Source organism: Arthrobacter sp. Cr_A7 (assembly GCF_029222765.1).
Lineage (GTDB): Bacteria > Actinomycetota > Actinomycetes > Actinomycetales > Micrococcaceae > Arthrobacter.
Genome location: NZ_JARHXQ010000226.1, coordinates 15,782 through 40,588, shown reverse-complemented (window position 1 = coordinate 40,588; position 24,807 = coordinate 15,782). Strand labels below are relative to the sequence as shown.

Sequence of the window (24,807 nt, the reverse complement as noted above, 5' to 3'; positions counted from 1 at the left end):
AGTGATTGAACCTGGCGCTACTCCTGGCGGCCGGCACCGGCGCGCTCGGCCCGAGCTACTTCCAGTTCCTGAACGATCCGGTCCACCAGCGACGCCGGGTCATCCACGATGTCGACGGCGATATGGGCCTCGTCAGATTCCAGTGGTTCCAGCGTGGCCAGCTGGGAGGCGAGCAGGCTGCCAGGCATGTACTCGTGCACCCTGCTGCCGAGCCGGTCCGAGATGGTGGCTGAGTCGCCTGCGAGGTGAATGAACACCATGTCAGGCGCGAAGCTCCGCAGCAGGTCGCGGTAGCTGCGCTTGAGCGCGGAGCACGCGATGATGCAGGAGTCCGCTCCGCCGGGCGGGTTGGCCAGTGCGGCACCGATTTCGGCGAGCCACGGCGCCCGGTCTTCATCGTTCAGGGGCACCCCGCCGGCCATCTTGGCCTTGTTGGCGGCGGGGTGGAAGTCGTCGCCGTCGAAGAAGGGAACGCCGAGCCGCTCCCCCAGCAGGGATCCGACCGTCGACTTCCCACATCCGGAAACACCCATCACCACCAGCGGCGGCAGCACCGTCACGAGGCACTTCCTGCGCCGAAGCTCAGGAGCACCTTTCCCGACTCCGCCGAGTTGCGGGCCACACCAAAAGCCTCAAGCGCCTGCTCCACCGGATAATCGTGAGTGATGACGGGGCCGATCTGCAGCGAGCCGTCCGCGAGGGCCGCGATGACGTCGTCGATCTCATCGTTGAACCGGAACGAACCCTTCAGCTCAAGCTCCCGCGTGATGGCCAGGGAAATCAGCACCGGCTGCGGGCCGGTTGGCAGCAGCCCCACCATGACCACGGTGCCGCCGCGGGCGGCGCCCTGGATGGCAGAGGCCAGGCCGTAGTGGTTGCCGGAGGATTCGATCACGACGTCGGCCTCAACGGCGGCGATAGCGTCAGCATCTCCGGCGGTAATAACGTGGTCCGCTCCCACGGCTGTGGCGATTTCCAGCGGCTTGTCATGCATGTCGACGGCGGTGATCCGGCTCGCGCCGGCGCGTTTCAGGACGGCGACCACAAGTGCGCCGATGGGGCCGCTGCCAATCACCAGGGCCGTCTTCCCGGCAACGTCGCCGGCCCTGCCCACGGCGTGCCATGCCACGGAGGCGGGTTCGATCAGCGCCGCGGTACGCAGGTCAATGCTGTCCGGCAGCGTCCGGAGCATCCGGGTCGGGAGGTTCATGTACCGGCTAAAGGCGCCGTCCTTGTGCGGGTAGCGTGCAGCGCTGCCCAGGTAGGTGCAGCCCGGAGAAAGGTTGGGCCGGTCCGCCGGATACCGCGCAGCACCGGGGCCGGGAGTGGCCGGATGGACCGCCACGGGGGTCCCGACGGCGGGACCGGTCCCGTCCGCGGCGGCACGGACCACGGTGCCGGAAATCTCGTGCCCCAGCACCAGCGGCGCCTTCAGGATCGATTCGCCGGCGGCGCCGTGGAGCCAGTAGTGCAGATCGGATCCGCAGATGCCACCGTAGTGCACCTCGACGACGGCCTCTTCCGGAGCGGGAGAGGCGAGGGTGAGTTCGTCGACTCGGAGGTCACCGGCTGCGTGGGCGACAACCGCCGGACCTGTAACAGCGAGGGAGGTATCAAGAGCCATCAGACCACCACCGTCATTCCGCCGTCGATAAATATCGTTTGTCCATTGACGAAGTCCGAACCGCTGGACGCCAGCCAGACTGCGGGCCCGGCCAGATCCTGGACAGTCCCCCAGCGGTTGGCCGGGGTGCGGCCCAGGATCCAGGAGTTGAACTGCTCGTCGTCCACCAGGTTCTGGGTCATCTCGGTATGGATGTAGCCCGGCGCGACCCCGTTGATCTGCAGCCCGGATGCCGCCCACTCGGCGGTCATGGCACGGGTGAGGTTCCGCAGTCCGCCCTTCGCCGCGATGTACGGGGCGATGGTGGGCCGGGCCAGGTCAGTCTGCACGGAGCAGATGTTGATGATCTTGCCGTGGCCGCGCGGGATCATGAACCGCGCCGCCTCGCGGCCCACCAGGAAGGCACTGGTCAGGTCCGTGGAGATGACCCGTTCCCAGTCCTTCACGTCCAGGTCCAGCATCGGTACCCGGTGCTGGATGCCCGCGTTGTTCACCAGGATCTCCAGCGGGCCCACGTGCTCTTCCACCCAGGCAATGCCGCGCGCCGCCTCGGCGTCGCTTGTTACGTCAAAGGCGATACTGTGGACGCGCCCAGGTGCGAAGTCGCCAGCCATGGCCGCAGCGGCATCCTTGAGCCGCTCCTCGTTGACACCGTTCAGCACAACTGTTGCGCCGGCGTCGGCCAGTGCCCGGGCCAGCGCGTTGCCGATCCCCCGGCTCGAACCGGTCACCAGCGCAACGCGGCCGGTCAAATCGAACAATGAACTCATGCGAAGGGTCCTGCCTGCACCAGGTTGGCCGGCGCCTGGCCGGCGGCCAGGGCTTCAAGCTGCTTCCGGAGGAGCTTCAGGATCCGGGGCTGGAACGCCGATGCGTTGCCGCCCACGTGCGGCGTGATCAGGGCGTTGGTGGTGGACCACAGCGGGTGGTCCTGCGGCAGCGGCTCCGGGTCGACGACGTCGATGGCGCACTGCAGGCGTCCGGACAGGACTTCCTTGGTCAGCGCAGCGGTGTCCACCACGGAGCCGCGGCCCACGTTGACCACCAGGGCGCCGTCCGGGAGGGCCGCCAGGACCTCTTCGCCGATCAGCTGATGGGTGTGCTCATTCAGGGGCAGCACTGACACCAGGATGTCGTGGCTCGCCGCGAGCGCGGTCAGTTCCGAAGATGCGTGCACCTCGCCGTGCTCATCGGTGCGGGCCGAGCTGCCCACACGGGTGACGGCGACTTCGAAGGGCTCCAGGCGGCGGGCGATCTCATGCCCGATCCCACCGACGCCTACCAGGAGCACCCGCCGGTCCGCGAGGGACTGGCGCCGCTCGGGCCGCCAGAGGCCGTACTGCTGGTCCCGGACCGCCTGGTCGATGCCGCGCAGCTTCGCCAGGATCAGCCCGATGGCAAGTTCCGCCGTCGCAGCCGCATGAACACCGGAGGCGTTTGCGACGCCTGCCGCCGGGCCGGCCGCCTCAATGACACCGTCGTACCCAGTGGACTGTGTCTGGACGAACTTCAGCGACTCAACCTTGGCAAGGGAACCCAACACGGCGCCGGCATTGATGTACGGGAGGATGACGCCGTCGATCTCAGCCAGTGTCCCGCCGTCGGGATCCGACTCCAGGTCCCACACCACTCCCCGCAACCCTTCGGGAAGGGGCGAGAGGTCGTCGAGGAGCTGCCGGTCGGGAAAGCTGACTGTACGGACTGTTTGCATTGGGAAACCTATCAATCGGGCTGGTGGGGGCTCGGTCTAACGGCGGTCGAAGGTGAGCCCGCCGGGGACCTGGAAGGTGGGCATGAGTTCCAGCATGCCAACATTCACGTGCCGGGGTGTTTCGATGGCGTAATCCATGGCGTTAACGATGTCATCGGTGGTGAGCGACTCGTAGCCCTCGTAGTAGGTCTTCCACGCCTCCTCCATCGCTTCGGGCGTGCCGCCCATGTTGCGGCCGAAGATCTCGGTTTCCACCCGTCCGGGGCAGATCTCGGTGACGCGGATGCGCTTGCCCACGGTGTCGTTGCGGAGCTGGCGGGAGATCTGGTGCACGGCGGCCTTGGTGGCGTGGTAGACCGTGTGGCCGTAGAAGTTGTAGGTGCCGGCGATCGAGCTGACGTTGATGACGTGCCCCAGGTCGCGCTCCACCATGCCGGGCAGGACCAGCCTGGTCAGCTGGAGCAGGCCGCGGAGGTTGACGTCCACGAGTTCGTCGATGTCGCTCTCGCTGGAGTCCAGGATGTTGCCGGGCCGGGAGACGCCGGCGCAGTTCACCAGGACATCCACTTCCAGGCCTCCGACGGCGGCGGTCAGCGCCGCGGTGTCCGTCAAGTCCACGACGTGGGGCAGCGCCCCGGTCTTGTCGGCGAGTTCCTTGAGGCGGTCCTCGTTGCGGGCCAGCGCATGGACGGTAAGCCCGCGCTTGGCCAGGCGTTCGGCGATGGCAGCGCCCATCCCGGTGGATGCCCCGGTGACGACGGCAGTTGAGTAATCGGAAAAAGTCATGGGAAATCTCCTGTGGTGCAGCGCAGTGCTGCTGCTCGGTGAAGTGGAAGTTAGGCGTCGCGGAGGGGCTGGTGCGCCCGGTCCTTGACCGTGCTGACAGCGGCAAGGGTGCCCAGTGCGGTAATTACGGCGTAGAAGGCGGGCATGTAGATGTTGCCGGTGGACGAGATCAGCCAGGTCATCAGCAGCGGCGCGGTGCCGCCGAAGAGTGCGGACGAGATGTTGTAGCCCAGGCCGTAGGCGGAGTAGCGGACGCGGGTGGGGAAGAGTTCCACGATCAGGATGTGGATTACTGCCGTGTGCCCTGCGAAGACCACGGCCATGATACTGGCGCCCAGGATGGCAAATGCCATCTCGCCGGTGGCGATGAGTGCGTAGGACGGGATGCCGAGGACGGCCATGGCGATGGCGGAGCCGGCGATGACCTTCTTCCGGCCCACGCGGTCCGAGAGGGCGCCCATGAAGGGGATGGCGATGCAGATGACCACCAGGCTGCAGGCGGTGACGAGGAGGGCTTCGCCGATGGTGAAGTTGAGCTGCTTGCCCTTCAGGAAGGTGGGCATGTAGGAGAACAGGACGTAGTAGCCGGAGCCGTTCATCAGCGGGATGAAGAGGGCCAGCAGCATGGCGCGGCGGTGTTCGGCGGAGGCGAAGGCTTCCTTGAGCGGGTTGGCAGAGAGCCCGCCTTCTTCCTTGAGCTTTTCAAAGTTGGGGGTGTCGCTGATCGCCTTGCGGATGTACCAGCCGATGACGCCCATGGGGATGGCCACCAGGAACGGGATGCGCCAGGCGAACGCGCCGAACCCGCCGCCGTCGATCGCGGCTTGGGTGAGCCACGGGGACATGGAGTAGGCAACCAGGGTGCCGGTGAGGAGTGCTGCGAAGGAGGCGATCTGGGCGTAGGAGGTGATGACGCCGCGCTTGCCTTCGGGTGCGTGCTCGGCGAGGAAGGTCATGGCACCGGCGGCTTCGCCGCCAACGGAGAAGCCCTGCAGCATGCGCAGCAGCACCAGCAGGATGGGGGCCGCGACGCCGATGGCCGCGTAAGGAGGCAACAGTCCGATGCCTGCGGTGGCCACACTGATCAGCAGAATGACAAAGACCAGCAGCTTTTGCCGCCCGATCCGGTCGCCCAGGTAGCCGCAGACGACGGCGCCGAGGGGGCGGACGAAGAAGGACACGGCGTAGCCGGCGAAAACGAAGAGCAGGGCGTTGTCCGGGTTTCCGGGTGCCAGGAAAACAAGGGCGAGCGTTCCGGCCATGAAGGCGAAGATGCCGTTGTCATAGAGCTCCACAAAAATGCCGACGCAGCCGGCCGTGACAACCTTGCGGGTCTGCTTGCTGCTGAGCCGCTCTTGATGCGGCTGGGCCGCGTGCGTAGAGGTGGACATGGCTTTCCTTACTTAAGGGGATGGTAACAATGCTTTGGGGCTGAGGCGAGACCGGTCAGATTCCGGCTGCCGGCGCGAGCGGTGGATGGCCCGGCTGGTTGCCGATGCCGAGGAGCGGGAACACTGTGGCGATAGTGGAACGGAGTGTTTCCAGTTCCCTCAGCGCTGCCCGGTGTTTCGCTGTCGCTTCCGGGACGGTGGTCCTGCGGAACCTGATTTTGTGGCCCGGCCGGGCCTGGGCTAGGACGTCCAGGGAGCGGCTGGTGACCACGGCCAGGACGGGGTAGCCGGCGGTGACGCCGCGCCCGCGGTGCAGCACCAGGAGTTCTTCCCGGGACGGCACCTCGATGGCTCCCACCGGCACGCCACGGGACAACACCTCCATGGTGGACTGGCGCTCCGGAAGTGCTCCGCCCAGCCGCAGGCCGATGTGGTTGCTGCGGCCGCTGACCGTGTACTCGGTGCTGTAGAGCAGGTCAGCGGTATCGCCGAACTCGTCCACATCCGGGCCGTCCGTCACCTCCACCACCGCGGTGCTGTGAAATTCCGGCCGGGTCAGGCCCAGCCGGAACAGGGGAAGGTCGAAGTACGGCTGGCGGATGGGCGGGACGCTGCGGTTGGTCTTCAGCTCGGTGCCTTCGGCAAGCCGCAGGCCGAATTTGACCACGGTATCCGGCGCGCAGCTGCCGAGGAGGACCGGCGCCTCCACGGAGCCGTGGACCGCAACGTAGGCACGCAGGCCGCCGTCCATCCGGCGCAGTGCCACCGTCTCCCCCGCCCGAACGGATACGGGTTCCCACTGCTGGCATTCCCGGCCGCCGACTGTGAGGTGGAGGGGTGCTCCGGTGACGGCGATCAGGATGTCCGTGGTGGCGCGCATCCGGAAGTCCAGCGCGGTGATCTCCAGCAGCGGGGCGTTGTCTTCGTTGCCTGCGAGGATGTTGGCGGCCCGGGCCGAGAACTGGTCCAGCGCGCCGTTGACGGGCAGCCCGAACCGGGGGCCGCGGAAGCGTCCCAGGTCGGTGACCACGGAGTTGCCGGGCTGCTGGATGATCAGGCTCATCGCGCTGCCTCCAGTTTGCGGCCGACGTAGGTGGCGAATTCTTCGGGCTGGATCCGGTGGAAGCGCAGGGTGTCGCCCGGGACGTAGGGAACCAGCGGCTCGGCTTGGCCGTCGACGACGGTGAGCGGGGTCTGGCCGATGACGCACCAGCCCCCGGGCGCCGCCGCCGGGGCGATCACTGCCTGCCGCCCGGCCACCGATACGGCACCTGCCGGCACGGACAGCCGGGGATCCTTCAGCCGCGGGACGGCCAGCGGGAAATCGGGGCCGTCCATCATGGGTGAACCGGCAGGCGCGCCCAGGCAGCGGATCACATAGGACTTGGCGGTGTGCAGCCCGATGATCTCCTCGACGGACAGCTGCTGCTGCTCGGCAACCCGCTCCAGGTCGGGGCCGTACTCGCCGCCGTACACCACCGGGACGCTGAATTCCCGGGGTGTCCGGGCGGGGGCGCCGGTGAATTCGAGCTGCCGCAGGCCCAGCAGGACAAAGGCCCGGACCTGGCGTGCGGAGGTGACGCCGGGATCGAATTCCACGAGCAGCGAGTCGTAGGTGGGCACTGCGCCGTGGACGCCGTCAGGCCCGGCAGCGTCCAGCCATTCGGCAAGGGCGTGGACGGTGGCCCAGTTGGCTTCCCTGTCCGGGGAGGATGCAACCACGCGCAGCGCGGCGTCCCCGGATTCGAAGACCTGCACCGGAGGCAGTGCTGGAGTTGGGGTGGTGGTCATGTCAGGCGGCTTTCACTTTTGAGGCCAGGACCTGGGTGAGCGGTGCGATGGTCACGCCGGCGCGTTCCAGTTCAGTACGGACCTGGCGGGCCAGCTGGACGGCACCCGGTGTGTCCCCGTGGAGCAGGATGGTGTCGGCGACAATTGGCAGGTCCGTTCCGGCGACGGTGTCGATGACTCCTTCGCAGACCATCCGGATGGTGCGGGCCACGATGGCCGCGGGATCGTGGATGACGGCGCCAGGGCGGCTGCGGGGTACCAGCGTGCCGTCCGCCTCGTAGGCGCGGTCCACGATGCCCACGATGCCCAGCGGGAGGTTCCGGGCTGCAGCGGCGTCAGCGAGCTCGCCGTCCTGGGCCAAAACGATGAGGTCCGGGTTGATGCGGGCGGCGGCGTCAGCCACGGCTTCTGCGTAATCCGCCCGGGTGGCCACGAGGTTGCCCAGGCGCCCGTGCGGTGCAAGGTGGACGACGCCGGCCCCGTGGTAGGCGGCGAAGGCGCTTAAGGCGCCGAACTGGTACAGGACGTCGTTGCGGACTTCATCTGCGGTGAGGTCCATTGCGCGGCGGCCGAAACCGCGCAGGTCCGGGAAGCTCGGGTGGGCCCCGATGCTGACGCCGCGGCGCACGCATTCGGCGACCGTGGCGTTCATGATGTCCGGGTCGCCCGCGTGGAAGCCGCAGGCAATGTTGGCGCTGGACACCACTTCGAGCAGGGCCGCGTCGTCGCCCATCGAGTAGGCGCCGAAGCCTTCTCCGAGATCTGCTACGAGATCAACTGTGGGTCCCATGTGAGCCCTCCTTTGTGGGGTGTTGGCGCAGCGCTGGCCAGGGGAACAGCGGCGGCTGCCGGAAGCGGAAGTGGGTGGACCGGCCGGTGGGGCCTGGTCCCGTGGCCCGGATTACCGGGCTTGTAGAAAAAGTCTGACACCGGGACTTTGATCACACAAAGACGTAATAGGTGTCACGGGATAGGTGCCGGTTATGACCCACGCCTGCCCTGCACGGCGTCCTGCCCGGCCCGCTGTTGCGGACCGGGCAGGCGCTTTCGTGCTCAGGAAGGTGGCGCGGCTGGCGTGAGCGTCAGCGGAGGGCTTTGCGCAGCCCCATGACCCGCTCGACGACCACCACCACGGCGAGGGAGATCAGGATCAGGATCACGGACAGGGCGGCGACGGCGGCATCCGCTGAGTTCTCCACGTACCGCAGCACCTGCACGGGCAGGGTGGGCAGTCCTGATTCAGCCACGAACAGCGAAATGACCGCTTCGTCGAAAGAGACGATGAAGGCAATGACGCCCCCGGCGATGACACCCGGCTGGATGATGGGCAGGGTGACGCGCCGGAACACGGTCCACGAGCCTGCGCCCAGGATGCGGGCGGCCGCCTCGCAGGACGTGTCAGTCGTTGCCAGGCTCATCAGCGTGGTCCGAATGACGAACGGGATGGTGATGGCCACGTGGCCGATGATGATGCCCGCGTAGGTGTTGTTCAGCTCCAGCGGCCCGAAGAGCAGGACCATGCCCAGGGCCAGCACGATGCTGGGGATCAGCAGCGGCGAAAGGAAGAACGACTGGACGGCTGCCTTGGCTTTGAAATCGAACCGGTCCAGGGCCAGCGCCGCGGGCACGCCCAGGGCCAAAACGATGAGCGTGACGATGACGGCCACGATCAGGCTGACCTTCATGCCCTCCATGAACGTGCTTTCCTGCGGCAGCATCTCGTACCACTTCAGCGTCAGCCCCTCCGGCGGGAAGGACAGGTACTGGTTGGATGCGAAGGACACCACAAAGACGATCAGCAGCGGTGCCAGCAGGAACAGGTACAGCAGGAACACCAGCAGCCCAAAGGCGGGTTTGGCGGGGTTGAAGCGCGGTTTGAATACTTTGACGTCGCTCACGGGTCAGCCTCCGATCTTTTTGGTGAGGCGCTGGTAGACGGCGATGATCAGGCCGAAAAGGACCAGCAGGATGACGGACAGGGCCGCGGCGAAGGGCCAGTTGAGCAGGCCGGTGGTCTGGTCGTAGATCTCGGTGGCCAGGACCTGCACGCTGCCGCCACCCAGGAGGCGCGGGGTAATGAAGGTGCTGATGGAGAGGACAAAGACCAGCAGGAACGCCGTCAGGAGGCCGGGGAGGCACAGCGGGAGCGTGACCCTGGTGAACACCTTGAACTTGCTGGCTCCCAGGGAACCGGCGGCCTCCTCGAGCTGGGAGCTGAGCCGGCCGAAGCCGGAGATCATGGCCAGGATGGCGTAGGGCATAAAGATTTCCACCAGGCCGATGGTCACGCCGGTCATGTTGTTGGTCAGCTTCAGGGGCGTGTCGATCAGCCCAAGCCCGTCGAGGGAGGAGTTGATGAGCCCGTTGGTTCCAAGGATGACCATCCAGCCATAGGTGCGGACCACGGCCGAGGTGAGCAGCGGCGCGATGGCGATGGCGATGAGCAGTCCACGCCATTTGCTGGTGCTGCGGGCCAGGAAGAGGGCCACCGGGTAGGACACCAGGACACACAGGATGCCGACGGTCACGCCCATCTGGAAGGTGTCCAGCGTGACCCGCCAGTAGTAGGGGTCGGTGAGGGGCTGGATGTAGGTGTCCAGGGTGAAAGTCTCAACGATGACGCCGTCCGGGGAGCCCTGGTTGAAGGACATCCGGACCATGTACGCCAGGGGAAAGACGAAGCTCACCAGCAGGCCAAGGAGGCCGGGCAGCAGCAGGGCGAGGTAGGTGCGCCGGTTGCGCCGCGCGGTCGCCCTTTCGAGCTTGCCCTCGTCCCTGACCGGGCTGCGCTTTTCCGGCGCAACCGGAGTTTGCAGGAGTGTCATGCCGCTGCCGCCCTCTCCGGCACGGCAGGCGTGGGGAGAATGTAGGCGTCGTCCGGCGCCCATGAAAGATACGCGGCATCGCCCACCCGGGGCAGGTCGCCGCTGCTGGTCAGCATCTGCGCCTGCAGCTGCTGTCCGCCCACGCGGACCGCGACGGACAGGGCGTCACCCGTGTAGCTCACCCGTTCGATGGTTCCTGCCAGCGGCGCCTGCGCGGCTCTGGGCTGCAGGGAGACACTGAGCCGGTGCGGGCGGATGACCAGTTCGTGCGTGCTGCCGGAGAGCCCTGCAGTACCAATGGCACCGAACTGGCCCAGCCCTTCGACGTCCACCTTGTAGTAGCTTTCGCCGGCGAGGTTGGCCCGTCCGGCTTCGGTACCGACGCGGGCGGTCAGGAAGTTGGCCTGGCCGATGAAGTTTGCCACGAAGTGCGTGCGGGGCCGCTCGTACACCTCGGTAGGGGAACCGAACTGCTCGATCAGTCCCCCGTTCATGACAGCGATCCGGTCCGCCATGTCCAGTGCCTCGTCCTGGTCGTGGGTGACGAAGAGCGTGGTGGCCCTGGTGCGCTGCTGGATGGACCTGATCTCGGTGCGCATGGTTTCACGGAGTTTGGCATCCAGGTTGGACAGCGGCTCGTCCAGCAGGAGCAGGGTGGGTTCCACCACGAGGGCGCGGGCCAGGGCGATGCGCTGCTGCTGGCCGCCGGAGAGTTCCTTGGTCTGCCGCTTGCCCAGGTGGCCAAGCTGGACCATGTCCAGGGCGGCTGCAACCCTCGCCTTTTGTTCGGCTTTCGGCACCTGGCGCATTTCCAGGCCGAAGGCCACGTTCTGCTCGACGTTCATGTGGGGGAACAGGGCGTAGGACTGGAACACCATTCCCATGCCCCGCTTGTTGACCGGGGTGTGGGTGATTTCCTTGCCGTCCACCACGATGGAGCCCGCGGTGGGATCCATGAGGCCGGCCACCATCCGGAGCGTGGTGGTCTTTCCGCAGCCGGACGGGCCGAGGAGTGCCACCAGGTGCCCCTCCTCCACTTCCATGTTCAGGCGGTCGACGGCGGGTTCCAGACCTGCTGCATATCGTTTGGTCAGATCTACGATCGACAGTTTTGATTCAGTCACGGGGTTCAGTTCTCCTGAAGGGAAAGTTGGGTAGGGGCACCGGCAGGCGCTATTTGGTGATGATCTGGCGCTTCCAGGTGTCGGTCCACTTGTCGCGGGCCGAGGACAGGAATTCGACATCCAGCGGGACGATGTTCAGGGAACCGTCGGTTGGCACAACCCGGTCCTTCACATCAGCGGGCAGTTCGGCGTTGGTCACGGACGGGGCGTAGAACAGCGCCTTGGCGAATGCGGTCTGCGCCTCGGCGGACAGTGCATAGTCCACGAACGTCTTGGCGGCCGCGGTGTGCGGAGCGTCCTTCACAAGGTTGATGGTGTTGATCTGGTAGACGGTGCCTTCCTCGGGGAAGGTGACACCCATCTTCTTATTGCTCTGATCGCTGTAGAACTGGCCGCGGGCGTTCTGGCCGAGGCCCAGGACCGTCTGGCCGGTGATGACGTTCTGGTATTCGTCCGGGTTGGGCGCGAAGGTCTGCACGCCCGGGGCCATCTCCTTGAGGCGTTCCACGGCCGAGTCGATGCTTTGCGTGTAGTCCTCGCCCTCCATCTTGGAGGTGATGGCGGTCAGGGACAGGCCCAGCAGGGAGGGCGGGGCGTTGACGTTGATCTTGCCGGCATACGCCGGATCCCAGAGGACCTTCCAGCTCTTCGGAGCCTCCGGGAAGGTGGCGGTGTCATAGACCAGGCCCACGGCGTCGAGCATGGCCACAGGGCCGTACCCTTCCTTGTCCCGGAACTTTTCCTGGACATTGGCGAGGTTCGGGACGCCGTCGGTATCGATCTTTTCGAAGAGTCCCTGCTTGTTGCCGGTGGTGGAGACGGAGTTGTCCATGATCGCGACGTCGGTGGCCGGGTTGTTCTTCTGGCCCTGCAGGGCGCTAAGCATCTCGGCGGAGGACCGCTTGGAGGCGTAGTTGATCTTGATGTCCGGGTACTTCGCCTTGAAGGGCTCGATCACCGCTGCGGTGTACTGGTCCTGCCACACGCCTGAGTAGGCGATCAGGTTCACCTCACCCGAGGTGGCGCTGCCGCTGCTGGCAGCCTCGCTGCCGCCCCCGCAGCCGGAGAGAACCAGGACCGCCGAGGAGAGTGCGGCCATTGCCGCCATTTTGCCCTTGAAAGTTGCTCGCATTTAGTGTCTCTTTCTCAAGAAGAATCCGGTGCTGGTGGCGGATCCTGAATGCTCCGAAGTTATGGAGAGCATATTTCGGAAATGTAAAAGAAAACGTCTATTCCGGTAAACACCGCTTTTATGCAGAATGCGTCTGACGTCATCGTTAAAATGCATCTCTGCCCGGGGGTAGAATGTACTGCCAGTGAAATAGCGTTCTGGGTTCAACCTAGTGTCAGAGATGTGGATCACACAAAGACCAGTTGCGTATCCCTCCATAGCATCCGGTTATGACCTTTCTGGGTTCAGGACGCCGCAAAGAGAGAAGGCGGCCATGGATACGCGGAAGCTGGCGTATTTTGTCCAGATTGTGGATTCGGGGAGCATCACCAAGGCGGCGGCGGCCCTGCACGTGGCCCAGCCGGCCCTGAGCCAGCAGGTTTCGGCGCTGGAAACCGAGCTCAAACAGCGTCTGCTGATCCGCAGCAAACAGGGTGTGAAGCCCACCGCCGCCGGGCACACGCTCTACCGGCATGCCCAGTCCATCCTGCGCCTGGTGGACCAGGCACGGCAGGACGTCGCCAAGTCCGGCGCTGCACCATCCGGCCGCGTTTCCATTGCCATTGCCCCGTACAGCATGGCGTCAAGCCTGACGCCCAGGATTATCAGCGAGGTGGCCAGCCGGTACCCGGACATCGTCCTGCATGTCACGGAAATTTACGGCGGCGTGCTCAGCGAAGCCATCAAGAACGGCCGGCTGGACATGGCGCTCATCTATGAGCCGGGCGCTATCCGTGGCGTTCAGTTCACCACCATGATCGTGGAAGACCTGCACTTCGTGGTCAACGCGAACAGGGCCGGCGTGAACCACGCCAACGGGGAGGTCACCCTTGAGGAGGTGGCCCGCCACGGACTCTTCCTGCCGGAGCAGATCCACACCCTGCGCCAGGCGGTGGAGGGTGGCTTCAACAGCAAGGGGCTCAAAGTCCGCCTGGTGGGTGAAGTGGAATCCGTTCCGTCGCTCGCGCGGCTGCTGCGGGCCGATCTGGGCGCCACCATCATGCCCAAGTCCGCGGCGGACGCATTGTTCCACGAAGAGGACTTCCATGTCCTGCGGATCATGGACCCGGCATTGCAGTGCAAGATTGCGCTGTGCACCCCCGATCATGATCCGCTCTCCGAGGCGGCGTCCGCGGTTCTCCTGGTCCTCAAGGAAATGCTGCAGGAAATGCTCAACACGAAATATGCACGGTAGTTCGTACATAACCACCGCTTATTGGGCCACGCATCATTCGTCTTAGTAATGCGGAGTTCCGAATCCTAAAATTGTGGCAAGGCCGGGAAATTGCGGCGGTCACATCTTTACAGGATCAATTGGAGCGAAGCCGTGAAAAAGATCAACACCCTCCGGAGGACGTCGGGTAAAGGCCTGGGCTTGATGGCCAAAACCGGTTTCCATTGCCCTGCAAATGGCTTTTGGCGCCCCGAGGACTGTTCCGGGGACCCCGTTTTTGTTTTTGAAGGCAGCATCATGCCGGCGAGCAGAGGCGGATCCACTGTCTGGTATCTGGAAGACGCCGCGTTCGGCCCCCCGGAGTATCCGCTTCCTGCGCGCTAAAAACCCTTTGGTTGCCGGGCTACAGGCCCGGGCTGCCGCGGCGTACGCGGACACTGCCCGGGCCATTGCGCTGCCCTAGGACACCAGCGCCTGGAAACCCCTCCGGCGACGGGGTTTCGGCAGGCTCAACCACGGCACGCAGCAGAGCCGCCGCAGGCAATCCCTGCGGCGGCTGTTCACGTGCTGCTTTTGCTGGCGCTGCTATGCCTGTTCCACCAGCAGTCCCTTGGCTTTGAGTACATCCGTCAGGTTGCACAGGTCGAGGGTGGTGCCGCCGGCCTTGTAAAGGCCGATGAGCTCACGCTCGGCGTCGTCGCGTTCCTGCGACAGGCGGATCACTTCCTCAATCTCGTCCTTGCGGACCACCACCACGCCGTCGGCGTCGCCGCGGAGGACGTCGCCGGGGTAGATGATCTCGTCGCCGAAGACCACAGGGTGGTTGATGGGACCAATCGTTTCCTTGACGGTGCCCTTGATGGAGACGCTCCCGGAGAAGACGGGCAGCCCCAGCTCAATGAGGTCCTGGGTGTCTCGGACGCCGGAGTCAGTCACCAGGCCGGCGAGTCCCTTGGCTTTCATGGCGTTGCCGAGGACGTCGCCGAAGGTTCCGGCTTCCTCGTACTCCCCTGCTGCCGCCAGGATGACGTCGCCGGGCTGTGCGTAGTGAATGGCCACCTGCAGCATGAGGTTGTCCCTGGGTGCACAGCGGACTGTGGTGGCGGGGCCGCAGAAGGACATGGCCCTGTCGATCGGCTTGATGCGGGAGCTGAGGGCACCCTTGCGTCCCTGGGCCTCGTGGATGGTGGCTGACGAGAATTTCGCAAGCCGGCTGACGGCGTCGGCGCTGGGGCGGTCGATACTGGTTTTGACGTGGATCATGGCGTTTTCCTTCAGTGGGTTGGATCAGGTGAGGGCCTGGACGGCCTTATCGATGGCAGCGATGGATTCTTCGATGATGTCCAGGCTGGTGGCGTAGGAGATGCGGAAGTAGGGGCCCAGGCCGTAGGCGGATCCCTGGATGACCGCTACGGAGGCCTGGTCGAGCAGGTAGAAAACAAAGTCCTGGTCATCGGCGATGACGCTGCCGTCCGGCGTCGTCTTCCCGATGGCACCTTCACAGTTGACGTAGGCGTAGAAGGCGCCTTCCGGCGTCGCACATGACAAACCGTCGATGGCGTTCAGGCCGGCGACGGCGGTATCCCGGCGGCTGCGGTACGTCTCCACGCTTTCGCGGACGAAGCCCTGGTCACCTGTGAGCGCGGCCGCGCTGGCGGCCTGGCTCACGGAGGACGGGCAGGAGGAAATCTGTGACTGCAGTTTGTTGATGGCGGCAATGAGCGGCGCCGGTCCTGCCGCGTAGCCCAGCCGCCAGCCGGTCATGGCGTAGGCCTTGGACACGCCATTGACGGCGAGGATGCGGTCCTTCAGTTCCGGGGCCACCTCCACCAGGCTGGTGAGCTTGCCGTCACCGAAGTAGATCTGGTCGTAAATTTCGTCCGTAAGGATGTAGACGTGCGGGAAGCCTGCCAGGACGTCAGCGAGTGCCCGCAGTTCCGCCGGGGAGTAGACGGCGCCGGTGGGGTTGGAGGGCGTGTTCAGGATGACCCACTTGGTCCGCCCTGTCACTGCCGCACCAAGGGCCTCGGGTGTCAGCTTGAATCCGACATCCTCGCCGCAGGGGACGATGACGGGCCTGCCTTCGTTGGCGAGCACCATGTCCGGGTAGGAAACCCAGTAGGGGGCGGGGACAATCACTTCGTCGCCGGCGTCGAGGGAAGCCATGAACGCGGTGAAGATAACCTGTTTCGCTCCGCCGCCGATGGTGATCTCGGCTGGCGTGTAGTACAAACCTGTTCGTCGTTCGAGGGTCTGGAGGATGGCGGTCTGCAGTGCAGGCGTTCCAGTGACCGACGTGTATTTGGTGTCGCCGCGGTTGATGGCCTCCACCGCGGCGGCCTTGACGTGTTGTGGGGTGTCGAAGTCCGGCTCGCCGACAGTCAGGTCCAGGATGCGGCGCCCTTCCGCCTTCAGCTCACGCACCCGGGCGGCGGCGGCCACGCTGGCGGAAGACTTGATGCGGGACACCCGCGATGCAGGTACAAATTCAGACATGGTCTCTTCCTAAAGAGTCAGAAGCGAGCGGTACTCGTTTCCTTTCGACCCTAGGGAAATCCGGGCGGTATGGATAAGACCTAAAGTGCGTGGACGGATAAGCGTCCCTTATGGCTGCCCGACCCACACTTTCCCGTTATGGGCCCACGCACAATTGGTATTTCCGCCGCTGCATCCCACCGCCTAACCTCAAATCTGGCCCATCCCGCGGAACCGAACCGAGGAGCGAACTTGGCCCTTGCAGCACACCTTGACAGCGGTTTCTACCGCTACCGGGGAATACCAAAGCCCGACAACGCCGCGCTTCAGGCAGAAAAGATCAGGAAGCTGCTCAAGGCGAACCGGCAGCGTCTTGCGTTCAACGCGAGCAGCATGCGTCCGCTGTCCGCCCGGCTGAACCAGCAGGTTGCGCAGGCGCTCCGCGACGGGCTGAAAGTTACCCGGCTGGCCGAAGCCACAGGATTGTCACGGTGGACTGTCCGGACCATAGGCCTGTCCTTCAGCGATCTCCTGCCATCGGGGCTGCCGGCCGAGCAGCGGCTCGCGATGATTATGGAGCTGAAGTCAGAGCTGGCTGAGCTCGAGGCGTCCAAGGCGGACCTGGAGCAGAAGCGGCTTGAGCTGCTTGCCGCGGCCCGCCGGCTCGGTGTGATGGATGACTTCGAACTCGCCGCGCTCAGCGGCCTTCAGAGCGAGACAGTCCGGAGGATGACGTGGGGCCGCCAGGCGGAGCCGACTCCCTGACAGTGCCGGGAGTTTACCGGTGCTGATCGACGAGGACCGGGTTGCCGTCCGGGTCCACAACGATGAAGCTCGCCGGTCCCGCGGTCCCTGGGTCGGCTTCCGCCACGAATTCCACGCCCTGCTCCTTGAGCTCCCGCTGCAGCTCGCGCACATCGGTGAAGGAGTCCAGCGGCTCGGCATTCTGGTTCCAGCCCGGGTTGAACGTGAGCATGTTTTTCTCGAACATTCCCTGGAACAGGCCAATGACGGTCTCGCCGTTCTTCAGGATGAGCCAGTTCTGCGACATGTCACCGCCGAAACTGCTGAAGCCGAGTTTCTCGTAGAACGCGGCCGACGCCGCAAGGTCCTTGACGGTCAGGCTGACTGAGAACGCGCCGAGTTGCATGTGGTGCTCCACTCTCCGGGACGGGCTGATGCCTCTTGATGATACGGCGCGTGGCAAGGACTCACGGATGAAACTTTCAGCAATCCGGCCGGTACCGGAGCCCGGTTCTCTAAACTGGCCAAGGACCATAGCCACACCAAAAGCAAGGGAGCCAGGAATGAGCGGAGTAGTTGTTGTAGGAGTGGACGCCAGCCAGTCGGCCAGGAAAGCCGCGGAAGTTGCCCGGGACCTGGCGGAATCCCTGGGAGCTTCGCTTCACGTAGTGACCGCGTTCGAGACCGAGAACGCCGAAGTCTTCGGCAGCGGCTCGGACACGGTGCGGATTTCGAACGCCGACAGCGCCGAAATCGTCGCGAACGAACTGGGCAAATCAGGACAGGGGCCGAAAATTACGTACTCGGCAGCCCGCGGCAAACCGGCAGATTCCCTGATCAGGGAAGCCATCCGCCTGGACGCCCGGCTGATCGTTGTGGGCAACCGCAGGATGCGCGGCATCGGCCGGCTCCTGGGCAGCGTCGCCAACAGCGTGGCGCACAACGCCCCGTGTGATGTGTACATCGCCAACACGTACGACGACTGACAGCTGAGCCAGGCAAGCGAACGACGACGGGACCTCCCGCCGTCGTTCGCTTGTTTTAAGCGCCAGCCGCGGGGTTCCTCGCGGCACCGGTGCACTTAGGTCGCGGCTTCCGCCTCCGCCAGCCTGACCGAGCGGAGCTCCTCGACCACAGCATGGGAAGGCCAATGGCTGTACGTCAATTCCCGGGCACGGCCGCGATCGGCCTCCGGGAACAGCCTCTCCAGCAGCCCCACCGCGTGCAGGAGTGCGATCAGCGCGTTGGTCCGTGGATCGACCACCGCAGGTTCCACCGACCCGGCAGCCATTGCTGCCGAAACCTTCTGGAGCAGTGCCGCCTCCGGAGCATGGTCCTTTTCCGGATACCGAGTGGTCCTGAACAGCGCCAGATGCTTCTCGCCTACATGCTGCACGATGCCCAGCGCCGTCATGCCCTCATAGATCCGGTGCACCTCGGCACGGCTTTCCAGCATGGAAACCCAGCGCTTGGGCGTGTGCGGCCGTGACTTGTGCCGGATCAGGTCCAGCTGCTGCTGGAAATCCGACTCGACCGCAACGCCGGTTGCCCGGACGTGCCTGCCCTGCAGTTCGATGGCACCAAGCAGATCCAGCTCGGCCAGGATGGCACCGGCCACGCCGGCCTGGAGGAAGGGCTGCGGCACATCGGGCTCGCCGTCCGCGTCATTTGTTGCCAGAAGGAGGAATGCCTGCGGAAGGTTCAGCTCCCGGGCCTTCGGAGATTGAGCGTCCATACGTCCATGGTCCCGCTGCCGGACCCCCACCACAATGACGATTTACGTGACGGAAACGCGCAGCACTAGCAGCAAGCTAAATTGCAGAGTACATTTAATGCAATCAGCCTTGCAGAGTGATCTGCGTTACAGAACGGGTGGTCCTTGAACACGAACGCCGCAGAAGTGGAGGCCGCCGACGCCGGAACCACGGGCGCCGGGAACAGTTCCCAGGCCTGGCTCGGCGACGCGCTTCCGGACGTCCCGCTCACCAAGGCCCAGAGCCGGGTGGTGGAGGTCATCGCCCGCAACCCCCAGCTTTCCTCCTATGCGGACATCGCCGAGATTGCCCAGCGCGCCGACGTCAACAGCTCCACGGTGGTCCGCGCGGCCCAGCACCTTGGCTACCGCGGCTGGCCGGACCTCCAGCGGGAACTGCGCTCCCGGTACCTGGTGATGATCTCCACGGAGGACACGCTCACCGAGCACGGCGAACACCGCAGCCCCCTCCACGACGCCCTGAACCACGACATCGAGAACCTCCGCCTGACGCTGGACTCCAACACAGCCGACGACGCCGAGGCCGCCATTGCGGCAATGGCCGCCGCCAAGTCCATCACCGTCGTCGGGATTGGCTCATTCGCCGGTCCCGCCAGCGTGATGGCCCACCTCGGCGCCACGATGGGGTACCCCATCTCCCTGGAGAACCGCGGCGGCGTGCACCTGGCCTCCAGCACCAACACACTCGGCGAAGGCGACGTGCTGGTGGTCATCAACATGTGGCGCTCCGTCCGGCAGATCATCGTGGCCGCCGAAGCCGCCAAGCAGGCCGGCGCCACGGTCATCGCCATCAGCGACATGCGCCGCGGCCGCCTGGCAGCCGTGGCCGACCACCTGCTGGTGGTGGCCTCGGAAGGCATCTCGTTCTTCCAGTCCGTCACCGCCGCCAACTCCCTGGTCTACGGCCTGCTCGCGGGCATGGAGGCGGCGCACCCGGAACGCAGCCGCGCCGCCATCCGCCGCACCCAGCAGCTGTGGAAAGACCTGGACATCTACCTCGACTAACACCCCTACCCAGCACTTCAGGAGCACCCCCCATGAACCAGAACACCCGGCGGATCGCCGTCATCGGCCTCGGCGCCATGGGCGGAGCCATGGCCGCCACCCTGCACAAGGCCGGCTGGGACGTCACCGGCTTCGACCCCTCGGATACGGCACGGTCAGGAGCGGAAGCAGCCGGCATCACCACCACCGCCACCCTCGGGGACGTCGCCGGAACCCCCTATGCCGTGCTCTCCCTGCCCGCCGCCAGCATCGTGGAAACAACAGTCCCCCAGCTCCTGGCAGCACCCGGGACGGTCGCCATCATCGACACCACCACCTCCGAGCCGGCCACCAGCAAGCAGATGGCCGAACTCGCCGAAGCCCAGGGAGCAGCCTTCGTTGACGCCCCGGTCTCCGGCGGCCGCGACGGCGCCGCAACAGGGTCACTGAGCGCTTTCGTCGGCGCCACCGACGCCGCCCTTAAAGCAGCCGAGCCCGTCCTCCTCGCCCTCACCGGCGGCAAGTACAGCCACATCGGCGGCCCCGGCAGCGGCAACGTGGTCAAGCTCCTTAATAACGTCCTCGCGGCGGCCAACCTGGCCTCCGTGGGCGAAGCCCTGGGCGTTGCGAAGGCCTACGGCATCGACCCCGCCAAAGCAGCCGCAAGCATCAGTGCAGCCTCCGGCGGCAGCAAGGTCTCCGCAAACATGTACCCCAACTGGGTGCTCACCGGCACCCACGATTCCGGCTTCTCGCTGGGCCTGATGGCCCGCGATGCAGCCCTCGCAGTGGATGTTGCCGCACAGATCGGCGAAACGCCGTCCCTGCTCGCCGCCGTCGCCAATCAGTGGCAGGACGCCCTGGCAGTCCTCGGGCCCCGTGCGGACTTCACGGAAATCGCCCGCGTGGTTGCCCCGGCCGTCACCCCGGCGGGAGCACCCGGCGCCGCCGCCCCTGCCGGCACCACGCCCTCCGCCTAAATCCCCGGCACCGGCCCCTCATCCCCAGCACCAAAGGATCCCACCTTGAGCATCACCACAGCACCGACCTCCTCCTCGGCAGCAACCGCCAAAGCAGTCCTGGACGCAGCATTCCCGGGCGGCCTGGGCGCGTTCGTCGACGGCCGCACCCTTCCCGGCAGTGGCGAGGGCATCACCCTCACCGCAGCCGCCACCGGCGAAGCCTTTGCCACCTATGCGGACGCAGGCCCCGAAGGCGCCGAGGCCATCCTGGAAAGTTCGACGGCGGGCGCGGCGGTCTGGGGCGCGATGAACGGTTTCGAGCGGGCCGCCATCCTCCGCAACGTCAGCCGCGCCGTGGAACAGCACGGGGAAGAGCTGGCCATCCTGGAGTCCGCCACCACGGGCAAGCCCATCCGGGACGCCCGGGCCGAAGCCGCCAAGGTGGCCGAAATGTTCGGCTACTACGCCGGCTGGGCGGACAAACTGACCGGCCAGACCATTCCAGTTCCCGGCAACTGGCACACCTACACGGAGCGCGTGCCGTGGGGCGTCGTCGTAGCCATCACCCCGTGGAACGCTCCCCTGTTCACGGCCGGCTGGAACTCCGCCGCACCCCTGGCCGCGGGCAACGCCGTGATCATCAAGCCCAGCGAATTCACCCCGGCCTCCTCGGTCCGGCTCGCCCAGATCGCCCACGAAGCCGGTCTCCCAGCGGGCGTCTTCAACGTGGCCGCAGGGCTCGGCCAGACCGTCGGCGCCACCCTCACCACGGACCGGCGCGTGGGCAAGGTCAGCTTCATCGGCTCCGTCCCCACCGGGCGCCGCGTTGCTGTCGCCGCCGCCCAGGCCGGAATTCCCGCCCTGCTGGAGCTCGGCGGCAAGAGCGCCAACATCGTGTTCGCCGACGCCGACCTGGACCGCGCCGCGGACGGCGCCATCTCGGCGATCTTCTCGGGTGCGGGCCAGTCCTGCGTTGCCGGGTCACGGCTCCTGGTGGAGCGCAGCGTGCACGCCCAGTTCGTGGAGATGGTCGCCGCGAAAGCCGCACGGCTGCGCGTGGGAGAGCCACTCAGCGCGGACACCGAGGTGGGCCCCATCATCACCGCCCAGCAGTTCGCCACCGTCAACACCCTCATCGCGGCCGGCATGGACGACGGCGGCCGCCGGCTCACCGGGGCCGCGCTTCCGGAGGCACTGGCCGGGTCAGGCCTCGCAGGCGGACACTGGGTTATGCCCACGCTGCTCGACGGCGTCACACCGGCCAACCGCCTGGAAACCACGGAGGTCTTCGGACCGGTAGTGGGCGCCGACGCGTTCGATACCGAGGCTGAGGCCATCGCCCGCGCCAACAACACCAACTTTGGCCTGGCCGGCGCGGTGTGGACCTCCGATGTATCCCGCGCCCACCACATCGCCCGGGAGGTGAAGGCCGGCACGTTCTGGATCAACTCCTATAAAACGATCCACGTGGCAGTTCCCTTCGGCGGCTTCGGCGACTCCGGCCACGGGCGCTCCTCCGGCCCGGGCGTCCTGGACGAGTACACGCAGACCAAGGCCGTCTGGGTGCCCACCCGCGCGGCCGGCTCGCCGTTCCCGTCCCTGTCCTACTAAAGGAAAGCCCCGCCAGATCAAGGGAGATGTCCATGGAACTGACTGACACAACCACCGCAACAGGTGCCTTCCGCGCCGCCCTGGCGGACGCCGTCGAACGCTGGAGACCCCGCGTCCAGGCGGTGGCGAAGGAGATCCACGCGCTCAAGGAGATCTCCTTCGAGGAGGTCCGCTCGGCCGAGGCCCTCGCGGTCCTGCTGGAGGAGGGCGGGTTCGAGGTGGAGCGCGGCACCGCCGGCCTGCCCACGGCGTTCAGTGCGGGCGCCGGGACCGGGGACCTTACCGTGGCGCTGTGTGTGGAGTACGACGCACTGCCGGAGATCGGACATGCCTGCGGGCATAACCTGATCGCCGGCGCGTCCGTGGCCGCCGCCCTTGCCCTGCGGCCTTTCGTGGACGAGCTGGGCATCACCCTGAAAGCCATCGGCACCCCTGCCGAGGAGCACGGTGGCGGCAAGGCGCTGATGCTGGAGCGCGGGGCGTTCGACGGCGTGGGGCTGGCTTTGATGGTCCACCCCGTCCAGGACGGAATCACCTACAACCCGGCGGGCACCAGCGCGCAGGCCGTGGGCCGATACCAGGCAACGTTCACCGGCAAAGCCGCCCACGCGGCGGCGGCCCCGCACCAGGGCATCAACGCCGCGGATGCCGCCGTGCTGAGCCAGGTGGCCATCGGCCTGCTCCGCCAGCAGATCCCCGCCGACCACCGGATCGCCTGCTTCGTGGCCGAGGCCGGGCACGTCACCAACATCATCCCCGAAAAAGCCGTGGTCCAGTTCGAGTGCCGGGCCTTTACGCTGCCGGAATACGAGGCGCTGCATCAACGCGTCCGGAACTGCTTCGAAGGCGCCGCGCTGGCCACCGGCACAACCCTGGTGATCGAGGAGGCAGAACCCCTCTACGAACCGCTGCTGCAGGACGACATCCTCGCAGCACACTGGACCGACGCGATGAACGCGTTCGGCAAGGACACGTCCCGCTCCTCCGGCCTGAGTGGCGGCTCTACCGACATGGGCAACATCTCCCAGGTCATCCCGTCCCTTCACCCCTGGCTGAGCATTCCGGGCGCCAACGTACCCATCCACTCGCATGCGTTCGCCGCGCTTGCGGATTCCCCTGAGGCATACGGGGTGATGTTCCAGGCGGCCACCGCGCTGGCCTGGACCGTCGCCGGCGCCGCCACAACCCCCACCGAGCGGGAACGCTTCACCCAAGCCGCGTACCGCCGTCGCACTGTCACCCAGGAAGGCACATCATGAGCACTACCAAAACGGCCCGGATCGACAAGGCCGGCACCAGGCTGACGGTCCCGATTGCCGCCCTGGCCTTTGTCATTGCGCTGGCGGTCCAGTTCATCGGGCAGGCGAAAATCGACGTCGGAATCGGCGCCATCATCATCTTCCCCATGGTGTGGGGCCTCATCCTGGGCCTGCTGGTCTCGGTCCAGAAATTCAAGCCCCTGGGCCTTGACCTCCAGCGCGTTGCCGCGGCCCTGGTGGGCGTCGCCGTGCTGCTCCTGGTGGCCCGGCTGGCCTTCAACATCGGGCCCAGCCTGCCCACGCTGCTCAAGGCAGGCCCGGCGCTGCTCCTCCAGGAAGTGGGCCACCTGCTGGGCACCATCGTGCTGGCCCTGCCGCTGGCCGTGCTGCTGCGGATGGGCAAGGCGACCGTGGGTGCCACGTTCTCCCTAGACCGTGAGCCGTCCTTCGCCATGGTGTCCGAGAAGTACGGGCCGGATTCGGACCAGTACCGCGGGGTGCTGGCGATGTACGTTTTCGGCACGCTGTTCGGCGCGGTGTTCATCACGCTGCTGACGTCCCTCGTTGCCAACTGGAAGATCTTCGATCCGCTGGCCCTCGCCATGGGCGCCGGCGTGGGGTCCGGGTCCATGATGGCGGCCTCCGCGGCCAGCATCGTGGCCGCCTACCCGGCGGACCAGGAGGCCATCCTGGGCATGGCCGCCGTGTCCAACCTGATCACTACCGTGCTGGGCGTCTACGTGGGTATCTACATCGCGCTGCCGCTGGCTGACCGTTTCTACAAGGCACTGACCCGCAAGCAGGAAGCCCGCCAGGAAGCCGCCGTAACGGCAGGCGCCCCCGCCGAACGCACCGTCGCGGACCTGGACCGCGAGGCAGCGCAGGCAGAGGAGAACCGGCGGTTCCGCGAGCGCGTTGCGGAATCCTCGGCGGCCATGAAACTGCCGCTGTGGCTGTCCCTGTCCGTGCTGACCGTCCTGGGCATCGGCACGGCGTCCGTGGCGGCCAAGGGGTTCAGCCTGAGCATTGTGGCAGGGTACGCGATCATGCTGGCCCTGGTTTTGGTGAGCATCGCGCTGGCCAAGGCCACCCGGAAGATCTCGGCCATCATCTTCGTCACCACCCTCGGCGCGTACATCTCCAGCCCCTGGTTCTTCGCGGCCGAAGCACTCAACGTCGCGGTCAAGACCGTGGACTTCCTGTCCATCGCCACGGTGATGCTGACGCTCGCCGGCCTGTCCCTGGGCAAGGACATCCCGCTGCTGAAGAACATCGGCTGGAAGATCATCCCCGTGGGCCTGGTGGCCATCACGGCGTCCTTCCTGCTCTCCACCGTGATCGCGGAGTTCGCACTGGGTCTCTGGCAATAGCGTGTCTCTGGCAGTAAGGGGTCTCTGGCAG

General features: G+C 66.1%; 26 protein-coding genes. 9 read left to right on the top strand and 17 right to left on the bottom strand.

Features of this window, described 5'->3' with window-relative positions:
- Positions 1-17 precede the first annotated feature (17 nt).
- From P2Q66_RS13525 to P2Q66_RS13465, 13 genes are all read right to left on the bottom strand, one after another.
- Positions 18-560, bottom strand: a complete 543-nt coding sequence (locus tag P2Q66_RS13525) for a gluconokinase (protein ID WP_275728862.1) — start codon at positions 558-560, stop codon at positions 18-20.
- Entirely contained in the window at positions 557-1,624 is a 1,068-nt protein-coding gene (locus P2Q66_RS13520; protein ID WP_275728860.1) for an L-idonate 5-dehydrogenase, read from the bottom strand. The genes P2Q66_RS13525 and P2Q66_RS13520 overlap by 4 nt, the downstream gene beginning before the upstream one ends.
- A complete protein-coding gene (locus P2Q66_RS13515) occupies positions 1,624-2,394 on the bottom strand; it encodes an SDR family oxidoreductase (protein WP_275728857.1) in 771 nt (256 codons plus the stop codon). Before P2Q66_RS13515 ends, P2Q66_RS13520 begins: the two co-directional genes overlap by 1 nt.
- The gene (locus tag P2Q66_RS13510) at positions 2,391-3,335 is read right to left on the bottom strand and encodes a 2-hydroxyacid dehydrogenase (RefSeq protein WP_275728854.1); all 945 of its coding nucleotides are present in this window, start codon (positions 3,333-3,335) and stop codon (positions 2,391-2,393) included. Before P2Q66_RS13510 ends, P2Q66_RS13515 begins: the two co-directional genes overlap by 4 nt.
- Positions 3,336-3,371: 36 nt before the next feature.
- Entirely contained in the window at positions 3,372-4,121 is a 750-nt protein-coding gene (locus tag P2Q66_RS13505; protein WP_275728852.1) for an SDR family oxidoreductase, read from the bottom strand.
- 50 nt (positions 4,122-4,171) lie between these two features.
- Complete coding sequence (locus tag P2Q66_RS13500) at positions 4,172-5,512, bottom strand: MFS transporter (protein ID WP_079595073.1); 1,341 nt, start codon at positions 5,510-5,512, stop codon at positions 4,172-4,174.
- 55 nt (positions 5,513-5,567) lie between these two features.
- Complete coding sequence (locus P2Q66_RS13495) at positions 5,568-6,575, bottom strand: biotin-dependent carboxyltransferase family protein (protein ID WP_275728849.1); 1,008 nt, start codon at positions 6,573-6,575, stop codon at positions 5,568-5,570.
- Positions 6,572-7,303, bottom strand: a complete 732-nt coding sequence (locus tag P2Q66_RS13490; RefSeq protein WP_275728848.1) for a carboxyltransferase domain-containing protein — start codon at positions 7,301-7,303, stop codon at positions 6,572-6,574. The genes P2Q66_RS13495 and P2Q66_RS13490 overlap by 4 nt, the downstream gene beginning before the upstream one ends.
- A gap of 1 nt (position 7,304) precedes the next feature.
- Complete coding sequence (locus P2Q66_RS13485) at positions 7,305-8,093, bottom strand: 5-oxoprolinase subunit PxpA (protein WP_275728846.1); 789 nt, start codon at positions 8,091-8,093, stop codon at positions 7,305-7,307.
- A 292-nt stretch (positions 8,094-8,385) separates the two neighbouring features.
- Positions 8,386-9,201, bottom strand: coding sequence for an ABC transporter permease (locus tag P2Q66_RS13480; protein WP_079595077.1), 816 nt, complete (start codon positions 9,199-9,201; stop codon positions 8,386-8,388).
- A 3-nt stretch (positions 9,202-9,204) separates the two neighbouring features.
- Complete coding sequence (locus P2Q66_RS13475) at positions 9,205-10,128, bottom strand: ABC transporter permease (protein ID WP_275728844.1); 924 nt, start codon at positions 10,126-10,128, stop codon at positions 9,205-9,207.
- Positions 10,125-11,252 (bottom strand): ABC transporter ATP-binding protein, encoded by a 1,128-nt coding sequence (locus tag P2Q66_RS13470; RefSeq protein ID WP_275728841.1) that lies wholly within the window; start codon positions 11,250-11,252, stop codon positions 10,125-10,127. Before P2Q66_RS13470 ends, P2Q66_RS13475 begins: the two co-directional genes overlap by 4 nt.
- Positions 11,253-11,301: 49 nt before the next feature.
- Positions 11,302-12,384: an ABC transporter substrate-binding protein gene (locus P2Q66_RS13465; protein WP_275728837.1), complete on the bottom strand. Its 1,083-nt coding sequence runs from the start codon at positions 12,382-12,384 to the stop codon at positions 11,302-11,304.
- A gap of 313 nt (positions 12,385-12,697) precedes the next feature.
- Between P2Q66_RS13465 and P2Q66_RS13460 the strand changes: the two genes are divergently transcribed.
- Both P2Q66_RS13460 and P2Q66_RS13455 read left to right on the top strand, forming a co-directional pair.
- Positions 12,698-13,618 carry a LysR substrate-binding domain-containing protein gene (locus P2Q66_RS13460; RefSeq protein ID WP_079595081.1) on the top strand — a complete coding sequence of 307 codons (921 nt, stop codon included), beginning with the start codon at positions 12,698-12,700 and terminating at the stop codon, positions 13,616-13,618.
- A 132-nt stretch (positions 13,619-13,750) separates the two neighbouring features.
- On the top strand, positions 13,751-13,981 hold the full coding sequence (locus P2Q66_RS13455; RefSeq protein ID WP_275728833.1) for a hypothetical protein: 231 nt from the start codon (positions 13,751-13,753) through the stop codon (positions 13,979-13,981).
- Positions 13,982-14,182: 201 nt separating this feature from the next.
- Here the strand turns inward: P2Q66_RS13455 and P2Q66_RS13450 are convergent, their stop codons facing one another.
- Positions 14,183-14,860 (bottom strand): 4-carboxy-4-hydroxy-2-oxoadipate aldolase/oxaloacetate decarboxylase, encoded by a 678-nt coding sequence (locus P2Q66_RS13450; RefSeq protein ID WP_079595083.1) that lies wholly within the window; start codon positions 14,858-14,860, stop codon positions 14,183-14,185.
- Positions 14,861-14,884: 24 nt separating this feature from the next.
- Positions 14,885-16,093 carry an aspartate transaminase gene (locus P2Q66_RS13445; protein ID WP_275728831.1) on the bottom strand — a complete coding sequence of 403 codons (1,209 nt, stop codon included), beginning with the start codon at positions 16,091-16,093 and terminating at the stop codon, positions 14,885-14,887.
- Between the two features lie 231 nt (positions 16,094-16,324).
- Here P2Q66_RS13445 and P2Q66_RS13440 point away from each other — a divergent pair, with 231 nt between their 5' ends.
- A complete protein-coding gene (locus tag P2Q66_RS13440; RefSeq protein ID WP_275728829.1) occupies positions 16,325-16,837 on the top strand; it encodes a hypothetical protein in 513 nt (170 codons plus the stop codon).
- 13 nt (positions 16,838-16,850) lie between these two features.
- Here the strand turns inward: P2Q66_RS13440 and P2Q66_RS13435 are convergent, their stop codons facing one another.
- Positions 16,851-17,222 carry a VOC family protein gene (locus tag P2Q66_RS13435; protein ID WP_275728827.1) on the bottom strand — a complete coding sequence of 124 codons (372 nt, stop codon included), beginning with the start codon at positions 17,220-17,222 and terminating at the stop codon, positions 16,851-16,853.
- A gap of 157 nt (positions 17,223-17,379) precedes the next feature.
- On the opposite strand from P2Q66_RS13435, the gene P2Q66_RS13430 reads away from it, so the two are divergent.
- On the top strand, positions 17,380-17,802 hold the full coding sequence (locus tag P2Q66_RS13430; RefSeq protein WP_079595087.1) for a universal stress protein: 423 nt from the start codon (positions 17,380-17,382) through the stop codon (positions 17,800-17,802).
- Between the two features lie 95 nt (positions 17,803-17,897).
- On the opposite strand, the gene P2Q66_RS13425 is transcribed toward P2Q66_RS13430, so the two are convergent.
- Positions 17,898-18,551: a GPP34 family phosphoprotein gene (locus P2Q66_RS13425; protein WP_275728824.1), complete on the bottom strand. Its 654-nt coding sequence runs from the start codon at positions 18,549-18,551 to the stop codon at positions 17,898-17,900.
- A gap of 144 nt (positions 18,552-18,695) precedes the next feature.
- On the opposite strand from P2Q66_RS13425, the gene P2Q66_RS13420 reads away from it, so the two are divergent.
- The 5 genes from P2Q66_RS13420 to P2Q66_RS13400 are packed head-to-tail and all read left to right on the top strand — an operon-like array spanning position 18,696 to position 24,776.
- Positions 18,696-19,595 (top strand): MurR/RpiR family transcriptional regulator, encoded by a 900-nt coding sequence (locus P2Q66_RS13420; RefSeq protein ID WP_275728821.1) that lies wholly within the window; start codon positions 18,696-18,698, stop codon positions 19,593-19,595.
- A 32-nt stretch (positions 19,596-19,627) separates the two neighbouring features.
- Entirely contained in the window at positions 19,628-20,554 is a 927-nt protein-coding gene (locus tag P2Q66_RS13415) for an NAD(P)-dependent oxidoreductase (protein WP_275728818.1), read from the top strand.
- A gap of 45 nt (positions 20,555-20,599) precedes the next feature.
- On the top strand, positions 20,600-22,147 hold the full coding sequence (locus P2Q66_RS13410) for an aldehyde dehydrogenase family protein (RefSeq protein ID WP_275728816.1): 1,548 nt from the start codon (positions 20,600-20,602) through the stop codon (positions 22,145-22,147).
- A 32-nt stretch (positions 22,148-22,179) separates the two neighbouring features.
- Positions 22,180-23,406 (top strand): amidohydrolase, encoded by a 1,227-nt coding sequence (locus tag P2Q66_RS13405; protein ID WP_275728813.1) that lies wholly within the window; start codon positions 22,180-22,182, stop codon positions 23,404-23,406.
- Positions 23,403-24,776, top strand: a complete 1,374-nt coding sequence (locus P2Q66_RS13400) for a DUF3100 domain-containing protein (RefSeq protein WP_275728811.1) — start codon at positions 23,403-23,405, stop codon at positions 24,774-24,776. Before P2Q66_RS13405 ends, P2Q66_RS13400 begins: the two co-directional genes overlap by 4 nt.
- Positions 24,777-24,807 lie beyond the last annotated feature (31 nt).

What these genes read in the sequence shown, in the direction of transcription:
- P2Q66_RS13510 (WP_275728854.1), bottom strand. Translation starts at nt 3,335, where the DNA reads ATGCAAACAGTCCGTACAGTCAGCTTTCCCGACCGGCAGCTCCTCGAC.
- P2Q66_RS13450 (WP_079595083.1), bottom strand. Translation starts at nt 14,860, where the DNA reads ATGATCCACGTCAAAACCAGTATCGACCGCCCCAGCGCCGACGCCGTC.
- P2Q66_RS13490 (WP_275728848.1), bottom strand. Translation starts at nt 7,303, where the DNA reads ATGACCACCACCCCAACTCCAGCACTGCCTCCGGTGCAGGTCTTCGAA.
- P2Q66_RS13520 (WP_275728860.1), bottom strand. Translation starts at nt 1,624, where the DNA reads ATGGCTCTTGATACCTCCCTCGCTGTTACAGGTCCGGCGGTTGTCGCC.
- P2Q66_RS13475 (WP_275728844.1), bottom strand. Translation starts at nt 10,128, where the DNA reads ATGACACTCCTGCAAACTCCGGTTGCGCCGGAAAAGCGCAGCCCGGTC.
- P2Q66_RS13415 (WP_275728818.1), top strand. Translation starts at nt 19,628, where the DNA reads ATGAACCAGAACACCCGGCGGATCGCCGTCATCGGCCTCGGCGCCATG.
- P2Q66_RS13400 (WP_275728811.1), top strand. Translation starts at nt 23,403, where the DNA reads ATGAGCACTACCAAAACGGCCCGGATCGACAAGGCCGGCACCAGGCTG.
- P2Q66_RS13485 (WP_275728846.1), bottom strand. Translation starts at nt 8,093, where the DNA reads ATGGGACCCACAGTTGATCTCGTAGCAGATCTCGGAGAAGGCTTCGGC.
- P2Q66_RS13515 (WP_275728857.1), bottom strand. Translation starts at nt 2,394, where the DNA reads ATGAGTTCATTGTTCGATTTGACCGGCCGCGTTGCGCTGGTGACCGGT.
- P2Q66_RS13465 (WP_275728837.1), bottom strand. Translation starts at nt 12,384, where the DNA reads ATGCGAGCAACTTTCAAGGGCAAAATGGCGGCAATGGCCGCACTCTCC.
- P2Q66_RS13445 (WP_275728831.1), bottom strand. Translation starts at nt 16,093, where the DNA reads ATGTCTGAATTTGTACCTGCATCGCGGGTGTCCCGCATCAAGTCTTCC.
- P2Q66_RS13435 (WP_275728827.1), bottom strand. Translation starts at nt 17,222, where the DNA reads ATGCAACTCGGCGCGTTCTCAGTCAGCCTGACCGTCAAGGACCTTGCG.
- P2Q66_RS13505 (WP_275728852.1), bottom strand. Translation starts at nt 4,121, where the DNA reads ATGACTTTTTCCGATTACTCAACTGCCGTCGTCACCGGGGCATCCACC.
- P2Q66_RS13495 (WP_275728849.1), bottom strand. Translation starts at nt 6,575, where the DNA reads ATGAGCCTGATCATCCAGCAGCCCGGCAACTCCGTGGTCACCGACCTG.
- P2Q66_RS13405 (WP_275728813.1), top strand. Translation starts at nt 22,180, where the DNA reads ATGGAACTGACTGACACAACCACCGCAACAGGTGCCTTCCGCGCCGCC.
- P2Q66_RS13425 (WP_275728824.1), bottom strand. Translation starts at nt 18,551, where the DNA reads ATGGACGCTCAATCTCCGAAGGCCCGGGAGCTGAACCTTCCGCAGGCA.
- P2Q66_RS13430 (WP_079595087.1), top strand. Translation starts at nt 17,380, where the DNA reads ATGAGCGGAGTAGTTGTTGTAGGAGTGGACGCCAGCCAGTCGGCCAGG.
- P2Q66_RS13500 (WP_079595073.1), bottom strand. Translation starts at nt 5,512, where the DNA reads ATGTCCACCTCTACGCACGCGGCCCAGCCGCATCAAGAGCGGCTCAGC.
- P2Q66_RS13460 (WP_079595081.1), top strand. Translation starts at nt 12,698, where the DNA reads ATGGATACGCGGAAGCTGGCGTATTTTGTCCAGATTGTGGATTCGGGG.